The sequence below is a fragment of the Iodidimonas nitroreducens genome (assembly GCA_000710935.1).
GTDB lineage: Bacteria > Pseudomonadota > Alphaproteobacteria > Sphingomonadales > Rhodothalassiaceae > Iodidimonas > Iodidimonas nitroreducens.
Map to the genome: position 1 here is coordinate 38,475 of BAYV01000001.1, position 19,471 is coordinate 57,945.

A 19,471-nucleotide genomic window follows, 5' to 3' on the forward strand; every position below is an offset into this window, starting at 1 on the left:
CGGCAATATGGGATGCACAGCAAAGGGCGGTTGGCGACTATCTGACGCGGATGGACGCATCGCGCCCCTTGCACTTCGTGGCAAAGCCGTGAATGTTATGCGGGATAAGGGGGGGCGCATCCATTGAGAGCACCCTGATCTGTGAAGCCGGGATATGTAAAGCCGGATTGAAAAAGAAAGGGTGTTTCATGCTGCGTGGTTGGCTAAGCGTGCTGCTGCTTTTGGGGCTTTTGATAGGCTCGGCCCGTGCCGATGGGGTGTTTACCGCCTGGCCCGATACCCGGTTCGATCCGGCCATTCCAAGCTTTGAAGCGGTTCTGGGCTATGAACCGGGCAGCCGCATCACCCGCCCCGATGAGGCCCTGCGCTATCTTGAGGCTTTGGAGGCCGCCGCCCCCGATCGCATGAAAATCATCGATTATGGCACCACATGGCAGGGCCGCCGCCTGGTTTATGCGATCATCGGCACGCCGCAAACCATTGCCAATCTCGATGCGATCAAGGCCGATATCAAGGCTTTGAGCGATCCCCGCAGCCTGCCAAAAGCCGATGCCGATGCCATGATCGAGCGCCTGCCGGGCACGGTGTGGTTATCTTATGGCGTGCATGGCAATGAAATTTCATCCACCGAAGCCGCCCTGCTCACGGCATGGCATGTTTTGGCCGGGCAATCGGTGCAGCTTGAAAATATTCGCAACAATACCGTGCTGTTCATCGATCCCATGCAAAATCCCGATGGTCGGGCGCGGTTTTTAGCGGCCTATGAGCAGGCCTTGGGGCTGGAGCCCCAGGGCGACCGGATTTCAGCAGAACATGATCTGGGCTGGCCCGGCGGGCGCACCAATCATTATCTGTTTGATCTCAATCGCGATTGGTTTCGCATCAGCCAGCCCGAAACCAAGGGCCGGGTGCCCGCACTTTTGGAATGGCTGCCGCTGGTGATGGTGGATGCCCATGAAATGGGGGGCGACAGCACCTATTTCTTTGCCCCCGAAGCCGTGCCCTATAATCCCCATCTCACCGCCAGCCAAAAACAGAACCTGCATCTGTTTGGGGAAAATCACGCCCGGCATTTCGATCGCTTTGGCATTCCCTATTTCACCCGCGAAATTTTCGATGCCTTTTATCCCGGCTATGGGGCAAGCTGGCCCAGCTATTATGGCGGCATCGCCATGACCTATGAACAGGCGAGCAGCCGGGGGCTGGTTTACCGCCGATATGATGGCAAGGATCTCAGCTATGCCGAAACCATCCGCAATCATCTCATCACCTCTCTTTCCACGGCCGAAGTGGTGGCCGATAACCGCCGCAAGCTTTACAGCGATTTTTACAATTATCGTAGTTCTGCCATCGAAGAAGGCCGTAAGGGGGATGTGAAAAGCTGGCTGATCCCCACCCAAAGCGATCAGGCGGGCGCCGATGAACTGGCGCGTCTCTTGGCGTTTCAGGGGATCGAGGTGGCGCGAGCGTCCGCCTCTTTCCGGGCCTGTGGCGTGGATTATAAAGCCGGCGCCTATGTCATCGATATGGCCCAGCCGGAAAAACGCCGGATCAGTGTTTTGATGAACCGGCAGGTGCCGATGGCGGCGGATTTCATTGCCGATCAGGAAGCCCGCCGGGCGCGTAATCTGCCCGATGAGATTTATGATACCACCGCATGGTCCCTGCCTTTGATGTTTAATCTGGAGGCCACAGCCTGTGCCGATAAGCCCCGGGTGGAAACCATCGCGGTGGCGGGCGATACGCCGCATCAGGGCAGACTTGAAAACCCCGATGCCACGGTGGCGTTCCTTGCCCCTTGGGGTGAAGCATCAGCAGCCCGACTTTTGAGTGCTGCCCTGCGCCATGGGCTGAAGGTGAAAAGCAGCGATGAGCCTTTCACGCTTCTCGACAAGCGCTATCCCTCGGGCACGCTGATTTTTGAAATCGGCGACAATGATCCCGGGCTCAACACGAAACTGGCCGCACTGGTCGAAACAACCGGCGCACGGATTGTGGGGGTGAATACGAGCTGGGTCACCGATGGGCCCAGCTTTGGATCAAACAAGGTTCTGCCGCATCTGCCCATCCGCATTGCCATGGCCTGGGATGAACCCACCAACAGCTATAATGCCGGAAACAGCCGTTTCATCATCGAACGCCGCTATGGCTATCCGGTCACACCCATTCGCACCGATCGTTTGAAATCGGCGGATTTGCGCCATTATGATGTGCTGATCCTGCCCGATAGCCGGGGCCGCTATCAAAGCCATCTGGGCGAAGCCGGGGCCAAAAACCTGAAAGATTGGGTGCAGGATGGCGGGGTGATCATCGGTTTGGGATCGGCAACCGATTGGCTGGCTGACCCCAAAGTGGATCTGTTGTCGATCCGCAAGGAAAAAGAAGCCCAACCCGATGGCCTGCCCGATTATCCCAAAGCGAAAGAGGATGAGAGCACGGTGGCAGGTGTGGTGATCAAGGATCGCGAGGCTTATGATGCCCTCACCCATGCCCGGGATCGGGCCCCCGATCAGATCCCCGGGGCCATCGTTCGCGCCCTTGTGGATGAAACCCACTGGCTGGCCGCCGGTTTGAAACCCACAGTTTATACCCTTGTCACCGGACGCGGCATCTATACCCCCGTGGCCATCGGCGAAGGGGTGAATGTGGTGCGCTTTGCCGGACCAGAAGATCTGGTGGCCAGCGGGCTTTTATGGCAGGAAAGCCGCAATCAACTGGCCTATAAGCCCTTAATGGTGAATGAAGAAGAAGGCCGGGGGCAGGTCATTGCCATTACGCAGGAAAGCACCACAAGAGCCTATCAAGATGGCCTTGATCTGCTGTTGATCAATGCCATTTTCCGGGGCGCCCAACATGCAAGGCCGCCGCGCTGAGCCCATAAAACAGGGGGCGGCTCCCGGGTCGCCCCCGCCTCTAAAGCGTGATCAATTTACCTGCCGATCCTGTTGATCCCAATAAGGGGCGCGCAGATCGCGCTTTAATATCTTACCCGATGCATTGCGCGGCAGGGCCGTGATGAAATCGACAGAGCGCGGGCATTTAAAGCCCGCAATCTGCGCGCGGGCAAAGGCGATCACATCTTCGGCCTCAAGGCTGGGGTCATCAGATACGACGATGGCTTTCACCGCCTCACCCCATTGGGGGGAGGGAACGCCGATCACTGCCACATCGCGAATGCCGGGATGGGCAAAAAGGCAGCTTTCCACCTCGGCGGGATAGATATTTTCCCCGCCCGAGATGATCATGTCTTTTATGCGATCATGGATATAAAGATAGCCATCTTCATCAAGCAGCCCGGCATCGCCGGTATGAAACCAGCCATCCGAAAGCACCGCTTGGGTGGCATCGGGGCGTTTCCAATAGCCGCGCATCACCGTATCGGTTTTGATCAGCACCTCCCCCACCTGATGGGGGGGCAGGCTTTGGCCCAACTCGTCGATGATCTTGATCCGCGCCCAGGGAAAGGGCTTTCCTGCTGATCGCATGCGCGGGTTATCGCCGCTGGGATCATGATCTGCGGCCGGCAGATAAGTGGCCGAACCGCTGATTTCGGTCATCCCATAAAGCTGGATGAAATCGCTTTGAAACAGTGACAGGGCGTGGCGCAACAGATCGAGCGGAATGGGCGAGGCCCCATAATAAATCGCAACAAGGCTTTGATAATCGGTGGTTTTCGCCCGAGGATGCTGGACCATCGCCATCAGCATGGCCGGAACGAAAATGGCATGGCTGATCTTTTCACGCTCGATATCGTCAAAGATGCGATCCATATCGAAATCGCGATGCACCACGAGGGTCGCCCCCACATAAAGCCCGATCATGGCCCACACATTGCCGGTCAGGTGAAAAACCGGAGCCTGCACCAATTGCACTTCATCGCCGGTCCAGCGATGCCATTCCCGGGCATCGATCAGATCATCCATCTGGCGGGGCAAAAGCACGCCCTTATGGGTAATTTCCGCCCCCTTGGGATGGCCGGTGGTGCCCGATGTGTACATCTGATAGAGCACCGCATCGTCATCCACAGCAATTTGGGGGTCGCTTTTGGCATGAGGGCGGTAAAAGGCCATGAGGCCGCTTTCATCCCCGGCCCCGATCAGAATGCTGCGGCAAGGCTCGTTATCAGCCTGATCATCGGCTTCCAAAAGCGGCGGCATATCGCGATCGCTGAACAGCAGGCGGCTTTCGCTATCGATCAGGATATAGCGGGCTTCCGCAGGGCTCAGCCGCCAATTGATCCCCACCAGCACAGCACCGATCTTGGCGGCGGCAAAAACCAGCGCAAAATAATCGGCACTGTTTTTCCCGAAATGGGCGATCCGCTGCCCCGGCTTTATACCTGCCGCCAAAAGGGCATGGGCGATCTGGTTGGATCGGGCATCTAGGCTTTGATAATCGATCCGCTCGCCCTGAAAAATCAGTGCAATTTTATGGGGATGGAGGCGGCCATGATGGCGCACGATATCGCCAATCGTTTCTATGCCTTCGATCCTCGCCATGCCGATCTCCCCCAAGCAATCTTGAACCTATGATCCTTAAAGGATAAAGAGCAAAGGATGATGTGCAAAGCCACAAACGCCGGGGATAGCCATGATGATCTATAAAATTCTCACCGCACGAGATTGGCAGGTTTTTGCCGATCAGGGCCATTTCACAGGCTCGGCGGTGGATCTGGCGGATGGCTATATCCATTTTTCAACCGCCAAACAGCTGGCGGAAACGCTGGCGCGCCATTATGCGGGCGCGCCCAATCTGGTGCTTTTAACGGTAAACCCGGATCGCCTTGATGCCGCCCATTTACGCTGGGAAGAAGCCCGTGGCGGCCAGCTTTTCCCCCATCTTTATGCCCGACTCGATCTGGCGGCAGTTGAAAATACGATGCCTTTGTCATTGGATGCAAAGGGCCGGCATATCCTGCCTGCCGATCTAAACGGCGATGATCCAAAGCCATGAGCCTTTTCTGGGGCCTGTTGCAAGCCGGGCTGTTTCAGCTTGATCCCGAACGGGCACACCGGCTTTCCATCGCGCTATTGAAGGCCGCGCCCGCGCCAATATTGGCAAAAATCGCGGGGCATGGGCAAAAACACGGGCAGGCTGATGATCCCTCTCTTGCCATCGATTTTGATCGGATTGGTCTGCATTTCAAAAACCCCGTGGGCCTTGCCGCCGGATATGACAAGGATGCCGAAGCGCTGCCCGCCCTTTCGGCTTTGGGCTTTGGCTTTGTGGAATGTGGCTCGCTCACACCGCGCCCACAGGCGGGCAATACCCGCCCCCGGCTTTTTCGTTTGGCCAAAGATCGCGCCGTGATCAATCGCATGGGTTTTAATAATCAGGGCCATGAAGCGGCTTTGGCGCGGATAGAAAAAGCTAGGCGCCAAAAGATCGCACCTTTGGGGATCAATCTGGGGGCCAATAAAGACAGCCCCGACCGGATCGGCGATTATGAAAGCGGGATCAGGCTTTTTGGCGGGGTGGCGGATTATTTCGCAGTCAATATTTCCTCGCCCAATACCCCGGGCCTGCGCGATCTGCAACAAGGTGATGCCTTGCCCGCCTTGCTGGCGCGGCTTGTGGCGGCACGCGATCTTTATGCCCGCCCGAAAGATCGCCCGCCGGTGCCGATATTCCTGAAAATCGCCCCCGATCTTTCGCCCGATGCCCGCCTTATGATCGCGCAGATCGCCTGTGAACGCGGGATCGAAGGGCTGATCATTTCCAATACCACCATCACCCGCCCAGCCCATTTGCGCGATGACGCGAAAGATGAGGCCGGCGGGCTATCGGGTGCGCCTTTGAAAGATTTATCGGCCGAGATTCTGGCGGATTTTTATCGGCTGAGCGGGGGCAGGCTGATCCTGATCGGTGTGGGGGGCATAGCCTCGGGGGCCGATGCCTATGCCCGCATCAGGGCAGGCGCAAGCCTTGTGGCCCTTTATACCGCCCTTGTTTATGAAGGGCCGGGACTTGTGAACCGCATCAAGGCCGATCTGGCCGCGCTTTTAAAACGCGATGGCTTTGCCTCGGTCACTGAGGCCATCGGGGCCGACCATCACCACTGAGGCCATCGGGGCCGATCACCGCTGATGTGCAGGGGCCTTGCTGCGCGCCACCCCGGCCTTATCGAGCCATGGCCCCAGCCGCCCGGTGAGCCAAAGCCATGTCATCACATAATCGGATATCAAGGACCAGCCGGGATATTGAAAGGTGGCGGGGCGGTTTTTTTCGATGAAAAAATGCGCAAACCATGCAAGACCATAGCCCGCCAAAGGCATCAAAAGAACCAGCCATAAAGGCCCGATGACAAGACCATAAAAAAGCACGGCCAAAGAGGCAAAGGCCGCCGCATAATGGAGGGCCCGGGTGAGGGGCCTCGCATGTTCGCGCAGATAAAACAAAAAGAACGCGCCATAGCTTTCGATCCGCTCGCTCATCTGCTGTCTCCTGATCAACCGGGCATCAGCTTAACAAAACAGGAAGGAGAAGGCGACCCACCTGATTGCGGGGGCGCTTTCAGGGTTCGCCCTCGATGATATGATCTTCCAGATCGCCCGCTTTTCGCTCATCGATCAGCCAGCGATGGCGCATGGATTTCCGGGCTTCATGAATGGTTTCGCGATCGCCGGATACCAAAGGATGCCAATCGGGCAGGTCGCGGCCTTCATGAACAAGACGATAGCCGCAGCTTTTAGGCAACCATTTGAAATCGGCAATCTGTTCGGGCTTTAGCACGGTGCAATCGGGCACCCACCGGGTGCGGCTGGCATAGCGGGTGCAGCGCATGGAGTGATGATCAAGCAAACGACACGCCACATTGGTATAATAAATCTCGCCGCTTTCCGCATCTTCCAGCTTGTGCAGGCAGCATTTACCGCAGCCATCGCACAGGGATTCCCATTGGTCTCGTGTCATTTCATTGAATGGCACGCTTTTCCAGAAAGGGGGATCGGCGGGATCGTTTTTCATCAGGATGCGTTGGCAGACTGGGGTGGCAATAAAGGGGCGAGGGTCGCGGCAATCTCATCGGCACTTTCTCGCGATGAGAAGAAATCCATGAATTGATTGTTTTGATCCATCAACAAAATCATCGAGGCATGATCCACCAGATATTGATCGCTGTCCACGTCCCCGCTTTTCACCGAATAGATGCGATAGGCATCTTTGGCCTCCTGCACCTGTTCCGGGGTGCCGGTCAGCCCGATGAGACGGGGGTGGAACATCGTCACATATTGGGCCATTTGCGCCACCGTATCGCGTTCGGGATCAACGCTGATGAACAAAGGCTGGATGGGATCGAGATCAAGACCCTTGGCCTCCAACACATCAAGGGCGCGGGTCATTTTCGCCAATTCGGTGGGGCAAACATCGGGGCAATAGCTATAGCCGAAATAGATCAGCAGATAGCGGCCACGAAAATCGGTGTCGGTCACCGGATCGCCCTGATGCGAGACCAGGGCGAATGGCCCGCCGATGGGCACCGAACTGTCGGCTACAGGGCTTTTCGAGGCGCGATCCGGGGAATCGGGCGCGGCCATCAACAAAAGTCCGAGAGCCCCAAGACAAACGATCAGCGCTGCGATAAGAATACGGGGAAGTGTCATGGATGGCGTCCTTCGTCTTGGTATCTTGGGGTTTTCGCCCTGATCCTGTCGGGTTTAATCTTGGGGCTTGGCTTCATGATGTTATACAAGGGCCGGGTCGCGCTGTCGATGTGACGATCTGACTTTAGCCGATCCAGATCTTTCGGGAGAGTAATGCAATGCACGAGATGAGACCAAACCGGATAGCCCCGCTATTATGGGCAAGGCGCGCGGATGCCGTAAAAATGAAGCGGGTGCAAAAACGGGCGATGGGGCTGTGTTTGTTCATGCTTGCCGCGATGCTTGGCAGCACCCCGGCAGCGGCGCAATTTTCGGCAGCCTATGAACTGATCAAAGCGGTGGAGGAACAGGATTATGGGGAAATGCGCACCCAGATGCTGAAATGCCGCTGCCCCAATGTGCGCAATGTGGATGATGTGCCGGTGCTGGTGATGGCCGCCCGCAATTCTGATAGCAAAATCATCGAATACTTGCTGGAAATGGGGGCCAATCCCGATGCCACGGATCGCAATACGCGCAGCACGGCCTTGATGGAACTGGCGCGTCGCGGTGATCTGAATGGGGTGCAGATGTTGATCAAGAAGGGGGCCGATCTCAATGCTGGCAATAATACCGGGCAAACAGCCCTGATGCTGGCAGCCCTCTCGCGCAATGGACGGGTGGTGAGCGCCCTTCTCGAAGCCGGAGCCGACCCCGATATGCCCGATTATCAGGGGCAAACGGTTTTCGATATCGCCCGCAATAACCGCTATCGTGATATTGAGCGCCTGCTGGAAAGCGCGGGCTGATCGGCCCATGGCACGCTTTTTATGGCCGTTGTTCCCGGATCGGTCGGCTGATCGCGATCCCATGGATCGGGCGGGCATCGGCTTTGATAATCGCGTGCGTTTGGGCAGCCTTGTCACTTTGCGCTGGATTGCCCTTCTCGGCCAGGGGCTGGCTCTGCTCGTCATCTATTATGGGCTGGGCTATGATTTTGAAATTTTCTGGGCGGCGATGGTGGTGGCCGTTTCGGTGGCCTTCAATCTGTTTTTGATCATCCTGTTTCCTGCTGCTCATCAACTGCCCGATAAAAAGGCGGCGATGCAGCTAGGTTTTGATCTCGTGCAATTGGCGCTGCTCTTGTCGTTCACCGGGGGGCTATCCAATCCTTTTGCCATCCTCTTGCTGGTGCCGGTGACCATTTCAGCCACTGTGCTTTCGCGCAAAAGCACATGGGCTTTGCTGGTTCTCGCTTTGGGGCTCAGCATTCTGATGGCGCGCTGGCACCTGCCTTTACCCTGGCCCGATGCATCCTTTAGCCTTCCCACCGTATATATGCTGGGCTTATGGGTGGGTTTGGCGGTGGCGATGATTTTCCTCACCCTTTATGCCGCCCGCATTTCTGTGGATACCCGCAAACGATCGCAGGCGCTGGCCGCCACCGAAGCCGCCCTTGAACGGGAACATAAGCTGGCGGAATTGGGCACATTGGCCGCTGCCGCCGCCCATGAATTGGGCACCCCTTTGGGTACTATCACCTTAGCGGCACGGGAATTATTGCGCGAAACACCCGAGGGCGATCCCCGCCATGAGGATGTGGCCCTGATCAATGATCAGATTTCGCGCTGTCGGGGCATTTTGGAGCGCCTGTCTTATAAGGATTTATCCGATGAGGCCTTTCCCTTTTCCATTCAAACCATCGAGGCGCTGGCCCTTGAAGCGGCGCGGGCTTTTGAATATCTGACCGATGTGGTCATCAATGTCGAGGCCGCCCCCCTCAATCAAGACAGTGCTCCGCAGCCGGTAATCAGCCGCCGCGCCGAAATATTGCATGCCCTCACCAATTTCATTGAAAATGCGGTGGGCTTCGCGCGCAGCCGGGTGCTGGTCAGGATCGGCTGGTCCTCTTCGGTGATCGAGGTGATCATCAAGGATGATGGCCCCGGCTTTGATCCTTCGGTGCAAAAAAATCTGGGCGAGCCTTATGTCACCACCCGCAGGCGCGGGACCGAGGCCATGGGGGCGCATCATGTCAATGCCACGGGGGATACTGGCCTGGGTTTGGGTGTTTTTATCGCAAAAACTCTGCTGGAAAGAACCGGAGCCACGGTTCGCTTCGTAAATGATATGGAATCCGGCGGTGCTGTGGTCAAAATCCTGTGGCAAAGAGAGATGCTGGCGCCGGAAGACAAAAACCCCGGATGACCCCAATATTGTCGGCCATCGCGGGCACCGGAAGTGAGGGCGGGTGCAGGCTGGCGCTGCAAGAGAAAGGCTTGAGATGAGTGACGATCAGAATGCGGGCAGCCGAACGCTGCTCATTGTCGATGATGATCCACCCTTCAGGATTCGATTGGGACGGGCGATGGAAAGCCGGGGCTTTAGCGTACAGCTCGCGGAAGGTGTGAGCGATGCCCTCACCCATGCCCGGGCGATGAAGCCTGCTTATGCCATTGTCGATATGCGGCTGGATGATGGCTATGGCCTTGATCTGGTGCCCGCTTTGCGCGAAGTGCGCCCCGATATCCGCATTGTGGTGCTGACCGGCTATGGCAATATCGCCAGCGCGGTTTCAGCCGTGAAAACGGGGGTCGTGGATTATCTGGCCAAGCCCGCCGATGCCGATACCGTGGCCGCCGCCCTTCTGGCTGGTGAAGATGAAGCGCCGCCGCCGCCGGATAATCCAATGTCGGCTGATCGCGTGCGCTGGGAACATATCCAACGGGTTTATGAATTATGCGGACGCAATGTTTCGGAAACCGCTCGGCGGCTTGATATGCATCGCCGGACCTTGCAGCGCATCCTTGCCAAGCGGGCACCGCGCTGATCACCGTCTCAAGACGCTGATATCACCCATCACCATGGGCATGATCGCTGATCAGCGTGGCTTGCCGGGCATCGAGATAAAAAAGATGGCGGCCATAGCGAGCGGTTTGGCGCATGGATTTATTCCAGCTGGGCGAGACATAATCGGCATGATAATGGGTCGCCTGATCCGATATATCATCCCAGATCTGCTCCAATGCCACCAAAGCCACCAGCTTTGATTTTTGCCAGGCCAAAGGATTGCGAGGATTATCCGAACGGCCATCGCAGGCAAAAGAAAACTGGCAGGCATGGCGGCGATGCTCATTTTGAAAGACCACCGCGCAAATGGATTGCGGCCAAAGCGGGCTGCTCACCCGATTGAGCACCACCTGCGCCACCGCAAGCTGGCCTTTGACCGGCTCGGATCGCGCTTCGAAATAGATTGCCTGCGCCAAACAGCGGGCATCATCTTCAAATTCCGCAGGCATCCGCGCCTCTACATACTGCAGGGCATCTTCAAGATTTTGGGGGATAACAGGCCGTTCCGATGCGCGATCAGCCACAATGGGTGCGGCCCGCATAGGGGCTTTTTGGGCCGGGGCGGGCAAAAGAGCGGGCAAAAATAAAGCGCTCAAGCCTGCAAGCAGAGCAAAGCGGGACATGGCCTTCCTTCCGAAACTGTCGTTTCTCGATGCCTGATACGCACGATAGCGATGATCGGGACTGAAGCCTTGATCGTCCCGCGCTTTGGGCTTTTCTGCCCATGGCTATTGATCAAAAAAATCACCCCACATTCAGGATAAAGCCTGCCATGGGGTGGGCACGAATGAATGTTGGGCGCATTATAGCGATGAATAAGACGATAATATGGCAAATTTGAATTAAAATCAGAATCTATGAACTGCCGCTGTGCCTTGCTTTCGGGGGTGGCTGTCAGCTAAACCCTTCGATCAGGTAGCAATGGAATGATCCAAGGAGACTCTTCGTGACCCCAACCGAAATTGCCCGCGTTCAGAAATATCTGCGCAGCACATTTGATAATAATCGTCTCAATCTGAAGCGCCGATCGCGGGATGATGCCTCGGTCGAGGTTTTGCTCGAAGATGAATTCATCGGCCTGATCTATAAAGATGATGATGAAGGCGATGTTTCCTATGCCTTCAATATGGCCATTCTGGATATGGATCTGCCAGAGTTGGATTGAACTGGATTGAATTGGATTGAGCTGGATTGAAAGAAACCCCGGCAGCGGGTCGGAGTGACACGGCATGACGACAGATCAGGGGGCTGGCGGCATTCTCATCCGGCGCCATGATCGGGCCCGGCGGCTGGGCTTGCGGATTGATCGCCGCCGCGCCCTGGCCGTGTGCACCGCCCCCATGGGCGCATCGGCGCGCCAGATCGACCAGTTCATCAGCCATCATCAGGGCTGGATCAAAGCCCAGCTTGACCGCCTGCCCCAGCGCCTGCGATTCATTCCCGGCAGCTTCGTGCCTTTGTATGATGTGCCCCATCTCATCCAGCATGGGGATCATCTGCCCCGCGCCCCTCAGATCATCGAAGGCGCTATCCATGTGGGTGGCCCGCCTGATCGGCTGGAAGATCGGATCCTGCGCTGGTTACGGGCCATGGCCCAGGATCATCTGGCCACGCAGGCCCGCCAGCATGCCAGCCGTCTTGATGTTGAACTGGGGCGGGTGCGGGTGCGCGATACCATCAGCCGCTGGGGAAGCTGCACGGCGGCAGGCGATCTGAGCTTTAATTGGCGGCTGGTTCTGGCCCCGCCGCTGATCGGCGATTATGTGGCGGCCCATGAAGTGGCGCACCGCCTGCATATGGATCATAGCCCACATTTCTGGGCTGTGGTGGATCGGCTTGTGCCCCATCGCCATGAAGCGCGGCTATGGCTGCGCCAGAATGGCGAGGCTTTGATGCGCATGGGGCCGCCGCCGGGCTGAGGGGCCATCGCCCTTAATTTTGCGGATTTTGCAAGGCGGGCAAGGGCCGCACCGGTCGCCCCACATGGGCATCGATCATAAAATCATGCCAAATCTGTGCGGGCAGGCTGCCGCCGGTGACCTGCTTTGTGGGCCGATCATCATCATTGCCCACCCACACGCCCGCCACCAGATCGCTGGTGAAGCCCACGAATAAAGCATCGCGATAATCCTGACTGGTGCCGGTTTTCCCCGCCGCCGGACGATCGATGCGCGCCGCCCGCCCGGTGCCCTCGGTGATCACATTCCCCATCATGGATACAATCGCAGCCACCTGATCGGGCTTTGCCACCCGGCGGGGTGCGGGGGGTGAAAAGCGATAAAGGGTCTGGCCCGTGCGATCATGGATTTCGATGATCGCATAGGGTTTGACCGCCTCGCCGCCATTGGCAAGGGAGGCGGTGGCCGATGTCAGTTCAAGCAGAGTTGTCCCCGAGGCCCCTAAAGCAAGGCTGGGCACGGCCTGCATAGGGCTTTCGATGCCAAAACGCCGGGCAAGAGCGGCCACCGCCTTGGGGCCCGCATGTTGGGAGACCCGCACCGCCACGGTATTCAGGGATCGCGCAAAGGCCTGACGCAGGCTGATGGGCCCGGCATAACCTTCGGAAAAATTCTGGGGCGACCAGCCATCGACCGTCACCGGGCCATCGACAAAAATGGTTTCGGGGGAAAGCCCGGCTTCCAATCCCGCCAGATAAACGAAAGGCTTGAAGGCCGATCCCGGCTGTCGGCGGGCCTGGGTCACCCGATTATACTGGCTTTGGCCATAAGACCGGCCCCCCATCAGCGCCAGCACCGCGCCATCGGGGGCAAGGGCCACCAGCGCCCCCTGCTCGACCCCCAATTTTTTGCCGCGCTCATCGAGATGGGCGCGCAGCACCTGTTCGGCAGCCGTTTGCGCGGTGAGATCAAGGCTGGTGAGAATGGTAATCCCCCCCGCCGGATGATCCAGCAACGCATCGGCGCGGCTGCGTACCCAATCGGTGAAATAGCGAATATCGGGCCCGGCGGCATCTTCGGCCAAAGGGGGGGGCTGATTGCGGGCGCGATCCGCCGCAAGGGCTGTGATAAAGCCGGTATCCACCATCGCCGCCAGAACCTGTTCAGAACGCTGCAAGGCACCGGCATAATTATGGGAGGGCGCAAGCCTTGAAGGCGCCTTGACAAGACCCGCCAGCATGGCCGCCTGCGCCAGGCTCAGGCGTCGGGCACTATGGCCGAAATAGGTTTCACTGGCCGCATCGATGCCATAGGTTCCGGCTCCGAAATAAACCCGGTTCAAATAAAGCGTCAGGATCTGCTCCTTGCTATAGGCCCGCTCCAGCCAAAGGGCCAGCAGCAGTTCCTGCGCCTTGCGCTTCAGGCTGCGTTCCGAGCTTAAAAACAGATTTTTCGCCAATTGCTGGGTGAGGGTCGAGCCCCCCTGCGATACGCCGCCAGCGCGGAGATTGGCGAGAACGGCCCGGCCGATCCCCAGAATATCCACACCGCTATGATTGAAAAACCGGCGATCCTCGATCGAGAGCAGGGCGAGGATCATCACTTCGGGGATCGACTCATAAGCCAGCCATTGGCCCCGCACAGGACCATAATTGGCAAGGGTGGCCCCGGTCACGCTTTTCACGGTTACTGTGCGTTCCTGGCCCGGCGGCGGCAGATTGCTCACATCGGGCAGATCATGGGCGATCCAGATAAAGCTCAGCACCCCCAGAATGCCCCCCCACACCAGCAGGATGGCAAACCAGTAAAGCACCCGCCTGATAGGCCTGCGACGCGGCACGCGCGCCCCTTTGCTGGCGGCAGAAGGGGGGTTGGAATGGGGCGGCCCCCCTTTTTCTGGTGGATTGGTGGCCCCTTGTGATCGTGCCGCGCCGGATTGGCGCTCCCGCCCCTGCTTGCGGCCCCGGCCCCGCCCCGTTGCCGGTGGCACGGGCCGATCACGGGTATCGATCGGATGATTGCGGGTTTTTCTGGCCATCAGGCTTGAGCTTCAGGAACAAATATGGCTTTGGCAAGGATAGCGGGGCGATTTCCGCCCGGATCACACATCCAGATTGGCAACATTCAAGGCATTATCCTGAATGAAATTGCGCCGGGGCTCCACCAGATCGCCCATCAGCCGGGTGAACATCTCATCGGCTTCATCGGCCTGATTGATTTTCACCTGCAAAAGCGAGCGGACATCGGGATCAAGGGTGGTTTCCCAAAGCTGGCCGGGGTTCATTTCCCCCAAGCCCTTATAGCGCTGGATCGATAAGCCTTTGCGACCAAAGGCAAGCACGCCGTCATAAAGCTCGGTGGGACGCACGGCTTTCACCGCCCCTTCCTTGCGGCGCAGGGTCACGGCATTGGTAAACAGCGCCGCCAGCGGGCGCACCCGTTCATCCAGGCGCCGGGCCTCGGCAGAATCGACGAGGGCCGCATCCACCATATGATGATCCGCAATCCCCCGCACATCCTGAATGAAATGATAGCCGCCATCTGCGGCCAGTTCGCCGCTCCATCCCGCCTGATCTTCGGTGCTGGCAAGCTGGTTCATCCATGCGGCGGCTTTGGCGGCGGCGGCACGGGCGCGGTCGGGGTCATTCAGGGTCTGGCTGTTCAAGCCGCCAACAAGGCTCAGGGCTTCGACCAGAATTCTGCTATAGCGGCTGGGCAGCCCATCGAGAAGGGCGCGGATCTGCCGCCCTTCGCTGACCAGTTGAGCCAGATCCTCGCCGGTGCGCTGCACACCGTCGCCATCTTCGAGCAGGGCATCCACAAGGCCATTGCCCATCAGATAATCTTCCAGCGCCTTGTTATCCTTCAGATAAACCTCGGATCGTCCACGGCTCACCTTATAAAGGGGCGGCTGGGCGATATAAAGATGCCCGCGCGCGATCAACTCATGCATCTGGCGATAAAAGAAGGTAAGGAGCAAGGTGCGGATATGGGCGCCATCCACATCGGCATCGGTCATGATGATGATCTTGTGATAGCGCAGCTTTTCGATATTGAAATCATCGCGGCCGATCCCGGTGCCAAGGGCGGTGATCAGCGTGCCGATTTCATTGGAGGCAAGCATCCGATCAAAGCGCGCCCGTTCCACATTCAAAATCTTGCCGCGCAGGGGCAAAATCGCCTGAAAGCCGCGATGGCGGCCCTGCTTGGCTGAGCCACCGGCGGAATCGCCCTCGACGATAAACAGTTCCGATTTGGCCGGGTCGCGTTCCTGACAATCGGCAAGTTTTCCGGGCAGAGAGGCGATGTCGAGCGCACCTTTGCGGCGGGTCAGTTCACGCGCTTTTCGCGCGGCTTCGCGGGCAGAGGCGGCATCAACGATTTTCTGCACCACCGAACGGGCTTCATTGGGATGCTCTTCAAACCACTGGCCGAGCTTGTCGGCGACGATCTGCTCCACCGCCGGGCGCACCTCGGATGACACCAGCTTATCTTTGGTCTGGCTGGAGAATTTCGGGTCCGGCACCTTCACGCTCAGCACCGCAGACAGCCCTTCACGGGCATCATCCCCCGACAAGGTGACTTTCATCCGCTTGGCCAGACCCGACTCATTGGCATAATTATTGACCGTACGGGTCAGCGCCGCGCGGAAAGCCGCCAGATGGGTGCCGCCATCGCGCTGGGGAATATTATTGGTGAAGCAAAAGACATTCTCGTGATAGCTGTCGTTCCATTGCATCGCCACCTCAACGGTGATGCCTTCACGTTCGCCGATCATCGATACCGGCTCGCCGATCACCGAATTGCGGGTGCGATCGATATATTTCACAAAGGCCGTGATGCCGCCTTCATAAAACAGATTAACGATTTTGGGTTCCACATGGCGCTTGTCTTCTATCTGGATGCGCACCCCGGAATTAAGAAAGGCCAATTCGCGAAAGCGATGTTCGAGCCGGGAAAAATCAAATTCGGTATGAACAAAGGTATCCTTGGATGGCAGGAAGGTGATGCGGGTGCCGCTTTGGCCATGGGCACTGCCCCGTTCCACCAGATCGGCCACCGGCTCGCCGCGCTCGAAGCGCATCCAATGTTCCTTGTCATTGCGCCAGATGGTCAATTCCAGCCAATCCGACAGGGCATTCACCACCGAAACACCCACCCCATGGAGGCCGCCCGATACCTTGTAGGAATTCTGATCGAATTTACCCCCGGCATGAAGCTGGGTCATGATCACCTGCGCGGCTGAAACGCCTTCTTCTTCATGGATGGCGGTGGGGATACCCCGGCCATTATCGGATACCGTGCACGAGCCATCGGGATTGAGAAGGATGGTGACCTGATCGCAATAGCCCGCCAGCGATTCATCGATGGCATTATCGGTGACTTCAAACACCATATGATGCAGGCCCGAGCCATCTTCGGTATCGCCGATATACATGCCGGGGCGCTTGCGGACCGCATCCAGCCCCTTCAAGACCTTGATCGAGTCGGCGCCATAATCTTCTACGGCTTGATCCCGTTCACTTTTTTTCATATCGCTCATATTTTCTCTCAGTCTCGATAAAGGTCAAAAACGTGCTTGTTGCGGGCCGGATAGTCTGGCCCGGTTTTCCCACTACGGCGCGCCGCTCCCCAGCCGCACCTGCCCATCGCCAATATGGAAAATATCGGCACGCCCGCCAAGGGCCGCAAACAAGGCGGCATCGGTTCCGGTCATGAAAGCCTGGCCGCCAAGAGCCAAAAGCCGCTCGAACAAAGCAGCGCGGCGGTCTTCATCCAGATGGGCGGCCACTTCGTCGAGCAACAAGATCGGTGTGTGCCCGGTTTGATCAGCGGTCATATCAGCATGGGCCAGAATGATAGAGATCAATAGCCCTTTCTGCTCGCCGGTGGAACATAAATGCGCCGGCATGGCCTTTTCCTGATGCACTACGATCAGATCGGAGCGATGCGGGCCATCCCCCGTACGACCCGCAGCCGCATCGCGCCGACGCATGGCGGCCAGATGGCTTTTGAAGGCTTCTTCGGCTTCCAGCGCGCTGCTGATCGCCAATTGATCTTCGATATAGCCCTGAAGGCTGATCAGGGGCAGGGGAAAAGGCCCCTTGGGGATTGCTTTCAGCCGCTGGCCAAGATCATCAAGCGTTTCCAGCCGGGCCGCCGCAATAGCGACCCCATGCTCGGCCATCCGGGTTTCCAAGGCCGAGAGCCAGGCATGATCAAAGCCCGGTCCGCGTTCGCTCAAAAGCCGGTTGCGTTCGCGCATGGCCCGCTCATAGGCATTCACCTGCCGGCTGTGATCGCCATGCAGGGCGAGCACGATACGATCCAGAAAGCGCCGCCGCCCCGATCCCGCCTCCACAAACAGCCGATCCATAGCCGGGGTTAGCCATAAAACCGATAAAATCCGGGCCAGATGCCCGCTGCCCGAGACCGTTTCTCCATCAATCCGCACCACGCGGCGGCTTCCACCGCCCTCATCATCGCCATCAGAATCGGCATAAACACCGGGGGCAAGGCCGGTGCCGATTTCAAAAACATCATCCGGGCGATGCAGCCGCGCATGAACGGCCCAGGGCGCCGATGATCCCATCGCGGTGATTTCATGAAGAGCAGCCCCGCGCAGGCCCCGGCCCGGAGACAGGCACGACAAGGCTTCCAGCAAATTGGTTTTACCCGCCCCATTGGGGCCCACCAGCACCACCGGCGCGGGGGCCGTTTCATGGATCGGAAGGCGCAAGGATAAATGAGGATAAGAGCGGAAATGCGCCAGATCGAGGCGAGCAATGAAACAGGGCGAAGCCCGCCGAGGCCCGGATTGCTGCCGGGCTTCCGCCTGCTGATAAGCAACCGCATCCCCGGGCTTCAAGGAATGGGCCTGATGTGTTGATCGGGGCATCGCGCTGATCGCTGTTATCCCTGTTTCATCACCGTTTGAATGGGCCTTGTCGATGGCCTGGCTGATCATGTGGCCGATATTGTGGCGGCTGGCCATCACACCCGCATGGGCATCAGCACATAAAGCGCCGTTTCATCGCTGCTATCGCGCAAAACCGTGGGCGAGGCGGCATCGGCCAACCGGGCTTCCACCTGATCGCCATCCACCTGATCGAGAATATCCAGCAGATAACGCGAATTAAAGCCGATCTCCATGCTATCGGCGCTATAGCTGGCGGCCAGTTCTTCGGTGGCGGTGCCATTTTCCGGGCTGGTCACCGATAAAGTGATCTTGTCGCCATCCAGCGCCAGCTTCACGGATCGTGATTTGTCGGAACTGATGGTGGAAACGCGATCCACGGCTTCAGCAAAATCTTCGCAGCCGATGGTCAGCACGCGATCATTGCCTTCGGGGATCACCCGCGAATAATCGGGGAAGGTGCCATCGATCAGCTTCGAGGTGATTTCCGCATGGCCATAATGGAAACGGATCTTGGTATCCGACAGATCGATCCCCAGATCGCCATCATATTCATCAATCAGCTTCTGGATTTCCAGTACCGTTTTGCGCGGAATGATAATGCCGGGCATCCCTGCCGCACCATCGGGCAGCGCCGCATCCACCTGCGCCAGACGATGGCCATCGGTGGCCACGGCGCGCAGCCTTGGCCCCTGTGCCCCTTCGGCCACATGCAGATAAATGCCATTGAGATAATAGCGGGTTTCTTCCGTGGAAATGGCAAACCGGGTTTTATCGATCAAACGCTTCATGTCGCGGGCGGGCAGCTTGAAGCGGTGCGGCAGATCACCGGCGCTCATCACCGGGAAATCTTCCTTAGGCAGGCATGACAGGGTAAAGCGCGACCGACCGGCCTTCAAAACCAGCTTGCGATCATCGAGGGCAACCCCCACCTGCGCCCCATCGGGCAGCTTTTTCACGATATCATGCAGGGTATGGGCCGGAACGGTGGTGGCCCCCTCTTCGCTGATATCGGCATCCGTATGCTCGATAATGGCAAGATCGAGATCAGTGGCGGTCAGCCCCAGCCGACCCGAAACCGCTTCGATCTGCACATTGGACAAAATGGGGATGGTATTCCGCTTTTCCACCACGCTTTGCACATGGCTCAACGCTTTCAGGAGCGCATTTCGTTCGATAGTGAATTTCATAAGATCGGCGCTTGTCTGTTGAAGGGCTGTGAGATG

Annotated in this window: 17 protein-coding genes; 8 read left to right on the top strand and 9 right to left on the bottom strand. The window is 58.0% G+C overall.

The window, feature by feature from the left end:
- Window positions 1–188 precede the first annotated feature (188 nt).
- Window positions 189–2,873 carry a M14 family metallopeptidase gene (locus AQ1_RS00170; protein ID WP_052370581.1) on the top strand — a complete coding sequence of 895 codons (2,685 nt, stop codon included), beginning with the start codon at window positions 189–191 and terminating at the stop codon, window positions 2,871–2,873.
- A 51-nt stretch (window positions 2,874–2,924) separates the two neighbouring features.
- On the opposite strand, the gene AQ1_RS00175 is transcribed toward AQ1_RS00170, so the two are convergent.
- Window positions 2,925–4,499, bottom strand: a complete 1,575-nt coding sequence (locus AQ1_RS00175) for a long-chain-fatty-acid--CoA ligase (RefSeq protein ID WP_042082670.1) — start codon at window positions 4,497–4,499, stop codon at window positions 2,925–2,927.
- A gap of 91 nt (window positions 4,500–4,590) precedes the next feature.
- Between AQ1_RS00175 and AQ1_RS00180 the strand changes: the two genes are divergently transcribed.
- Together AQ1_RS00180 and AQ1_RS00185 are read left to right on the top strand one after the other, a co-directional pair.
- Window positions 4,591–4,953: a DUF952 domain-containing protein gene (locus AQ1_RS00180; protein WP_042082673.1), complete on the top strand. Its 363-nt coding sequence runs from the start codon at window positions 4,591–4,593 to the stop codon at window positions 4,951–4,953.
- Window positions 4,950–6,062: a quinone-dependent dihydroorotate dehydrogenase gene (locus tag AQ1_RS00185; RefSeq protein ID WP_042082675.1), complete on the top strand. Its 1,113-nt coding sequence runs from the start codon at window positions 4,950–4,952 to the stop codon at window positions 6,060–6,062. Before AQ1_RS00180 ends, AQ1_RS00185 begins: the two co-directional genes overlap by 4 nt.
- 15 nt (window positions 6,063–6,077) lie before the next feature.
- Here the strand turns inward: AQ1_RS00185 and AQ1_RS00190 are convergent, their stop codons facing one another.
- The 3 genes from AQ1_RS00190 to AQ1_RS00200 all read right to left on the bottom strand — a co-directional run bounded on the left by AQ1_RS00190 (window position 6,078) and on the right by AQ1_RS00200 (window position 7,601).
- A complete protein-coding gene (locus AQ1_RS00190; protein WP_042082676.1) occupies window positions 6,078–6,434 on the bottom strand; it encodes an Mpo1-like protein in 357 nt (118 codons plus the stop codon).
- Between the two features lie 79 nt (window positions 6,435–6,513).
- A complete protein-coding gene (locus AQ1_RS00195) occupies window positions 6,514–6,966 on the bottom strand; it encodes a YcgN family cysteine cluster protein (protein ID WP_042082678.1) in 453 nt (150 codons plus the stop codon).
- Entirely contained in the window at window positions 6,966–7,601 is a 636-nt protein-coding gene (locus tag AQ1_RS00200) for an SCO family protein (protein WP_042082680.1), read from the bottom strand. Before AQ1_RS00200 ends, AQ1_RS00195 begins: the two co-directional genes overlap by 1 nt.
- Window positions 7,602–7,825: 224 nt before the next feature.
- Between AQ1_RS00200 and AQ1_RS00205 the strand changes: the two genes are divergently transcribed.
- The 3 genes from AQ1_RS00205 (at window position 7,826) to AQ1_RS00215 (ending at window position 10,410) form a co-directional block, all read left to right on the top strand.
- Complete coding sequence (locus AQ1_RS00205) at window positions 7,826–8,389, top strand: ankyrin repeat domain-containing protein (protein ID WP_161760328.1); 564 nt, start codon at window positions 7,826–7,828, stop codon at window positions 8,387–8,389.
- Window positions 8,390–8,396: 7 nt separating this feature from the next.
- Window positions 8,397–9,788 carry an ActS/PrrB/RegB family redox-sensitive histidine kinase gene (locus AQ1_RS00210; protein WP_052370586.1) on the top strand — a complete coding sequence of 464 codons (1,392 nt, stop codon included), beginning with the start codon at window positions 8,397–8,399 and terminating at the stop codon, window positions 9,786–9,788.
- Window positions 9,789–9,864: 76 nt separating this feature from the next.
- Window positions 9,865–10,410, top strand: coding sequence for an ActR/PrrA/RegA family redox response regulator transcription factor (locus AQ1_RS00215; RefSeq protein ID WP_042082685.1), 546 nt, complete (start codon window positions 9,865–9,867; stop codon window positions 10,408–10,410).
- 22 nt (window positions 10,411–10,432) lie between these two features.
- On the opposite strand, the gene AQ1_RS00220 is transcribed toward AQ1_RS00215, so the two are convergent.
- Window positions 10,433–11,053: a cell wall hydrolase gene (locus AQ1_RS00220; protein WP_052370588.1), complete on the bottom strand. Its 621-nt coding sequence runs from the start codon at window positions 11,051–11,053 to the stop codon at window positions 10,433–10,435.
- A gap of 323 nt (window positions 11,054–11,376) precedes the next feature.
- Here AQ1_RS00220 and AQ1_RS00225 point away from each other — a divergent pair, with 323 nt between their 5' ends.
- Window positions 11,377–11,595, top strand: a complete 219-nt coding sequence (locus tag AQ1_RS00225; RefSeq protein ID WP_042082688.1) for a DUF3126 family protein — start codon at window positions 11,377–11,379, stop codon at window positions 11,593–11,595.
- A 64-nt stretch (window positions 11,596–11,659) separates the two neighbouring features.
- The gene (locus AQ1_RS00230) at window positions 11,660–12,349 is read left to right on the top strand and encodes a M48 family metallopeptidase (protein WP_042082690.1); all 690 of its coding nucleotides are present in this window, start codon (window positions 11,660–11,662) and stop codon (window positions 12,347–12,349) included.
- 13 nt (window positions 12,350–12,362) lie between these two features.
- Here the strand turns inward: AQ1_RS00230 and AQ1_RS00235 are convergent, their stop codons facing one another.
- The 4 genes from AQ1_RS00235 to dnaN form a co-directional block, all read right to left on the bottom strand.
- A complete protein-coding gene (locus tag AQ1_RS00235; RefSeq protein ID WP_052370591.1) occupies window positions 12,363–14,366 on the bottom strand; it encodes a transglycosylase domain-containing protein in 2,004 nt (667 codons plus the stop codon).
- Between the two features lie 63 nt (window positions 14,367–14,429).
- Entirely contained in the window at window positions 14,430–16,862 is a 2,433-nt protein-coding gene (gyrB, locus tag AQ1_RS00240; protein WP_052370605.1) for a DNA topoisomerase (ATP-hydrolyzing) subunit B, read from the bottom strand.
- Window positions 16,863–16,943: 81 nt separating this feature from the next.
- Complete coding sequence (gene recF / locus AQ1_RS00245; protein WP_462686897.1) at window positions 16,944–18,323, bottom strand: DNA replication/repair protein RecF; 1,380 nt, start codon at window positions 18,321–18,323, stop codon at window positions 16,944–16,946.
- A complete protein-coding gene (dnaN, locus tag AQ1_RS00250) occupies window positions 18,323–19,435 on the bottom strand; it encodes a DNA polymerase III subunit beta (RefSeq protein WP_042082694.1) in 1,113 nt (370 codons plus the stop codon). The genes recF and dnaN overlap by 1 nt, the downstream gene beginning before the upstream one ends.
- Window positions 19,436–19,471: the final 36 nt, after the last annotated feature.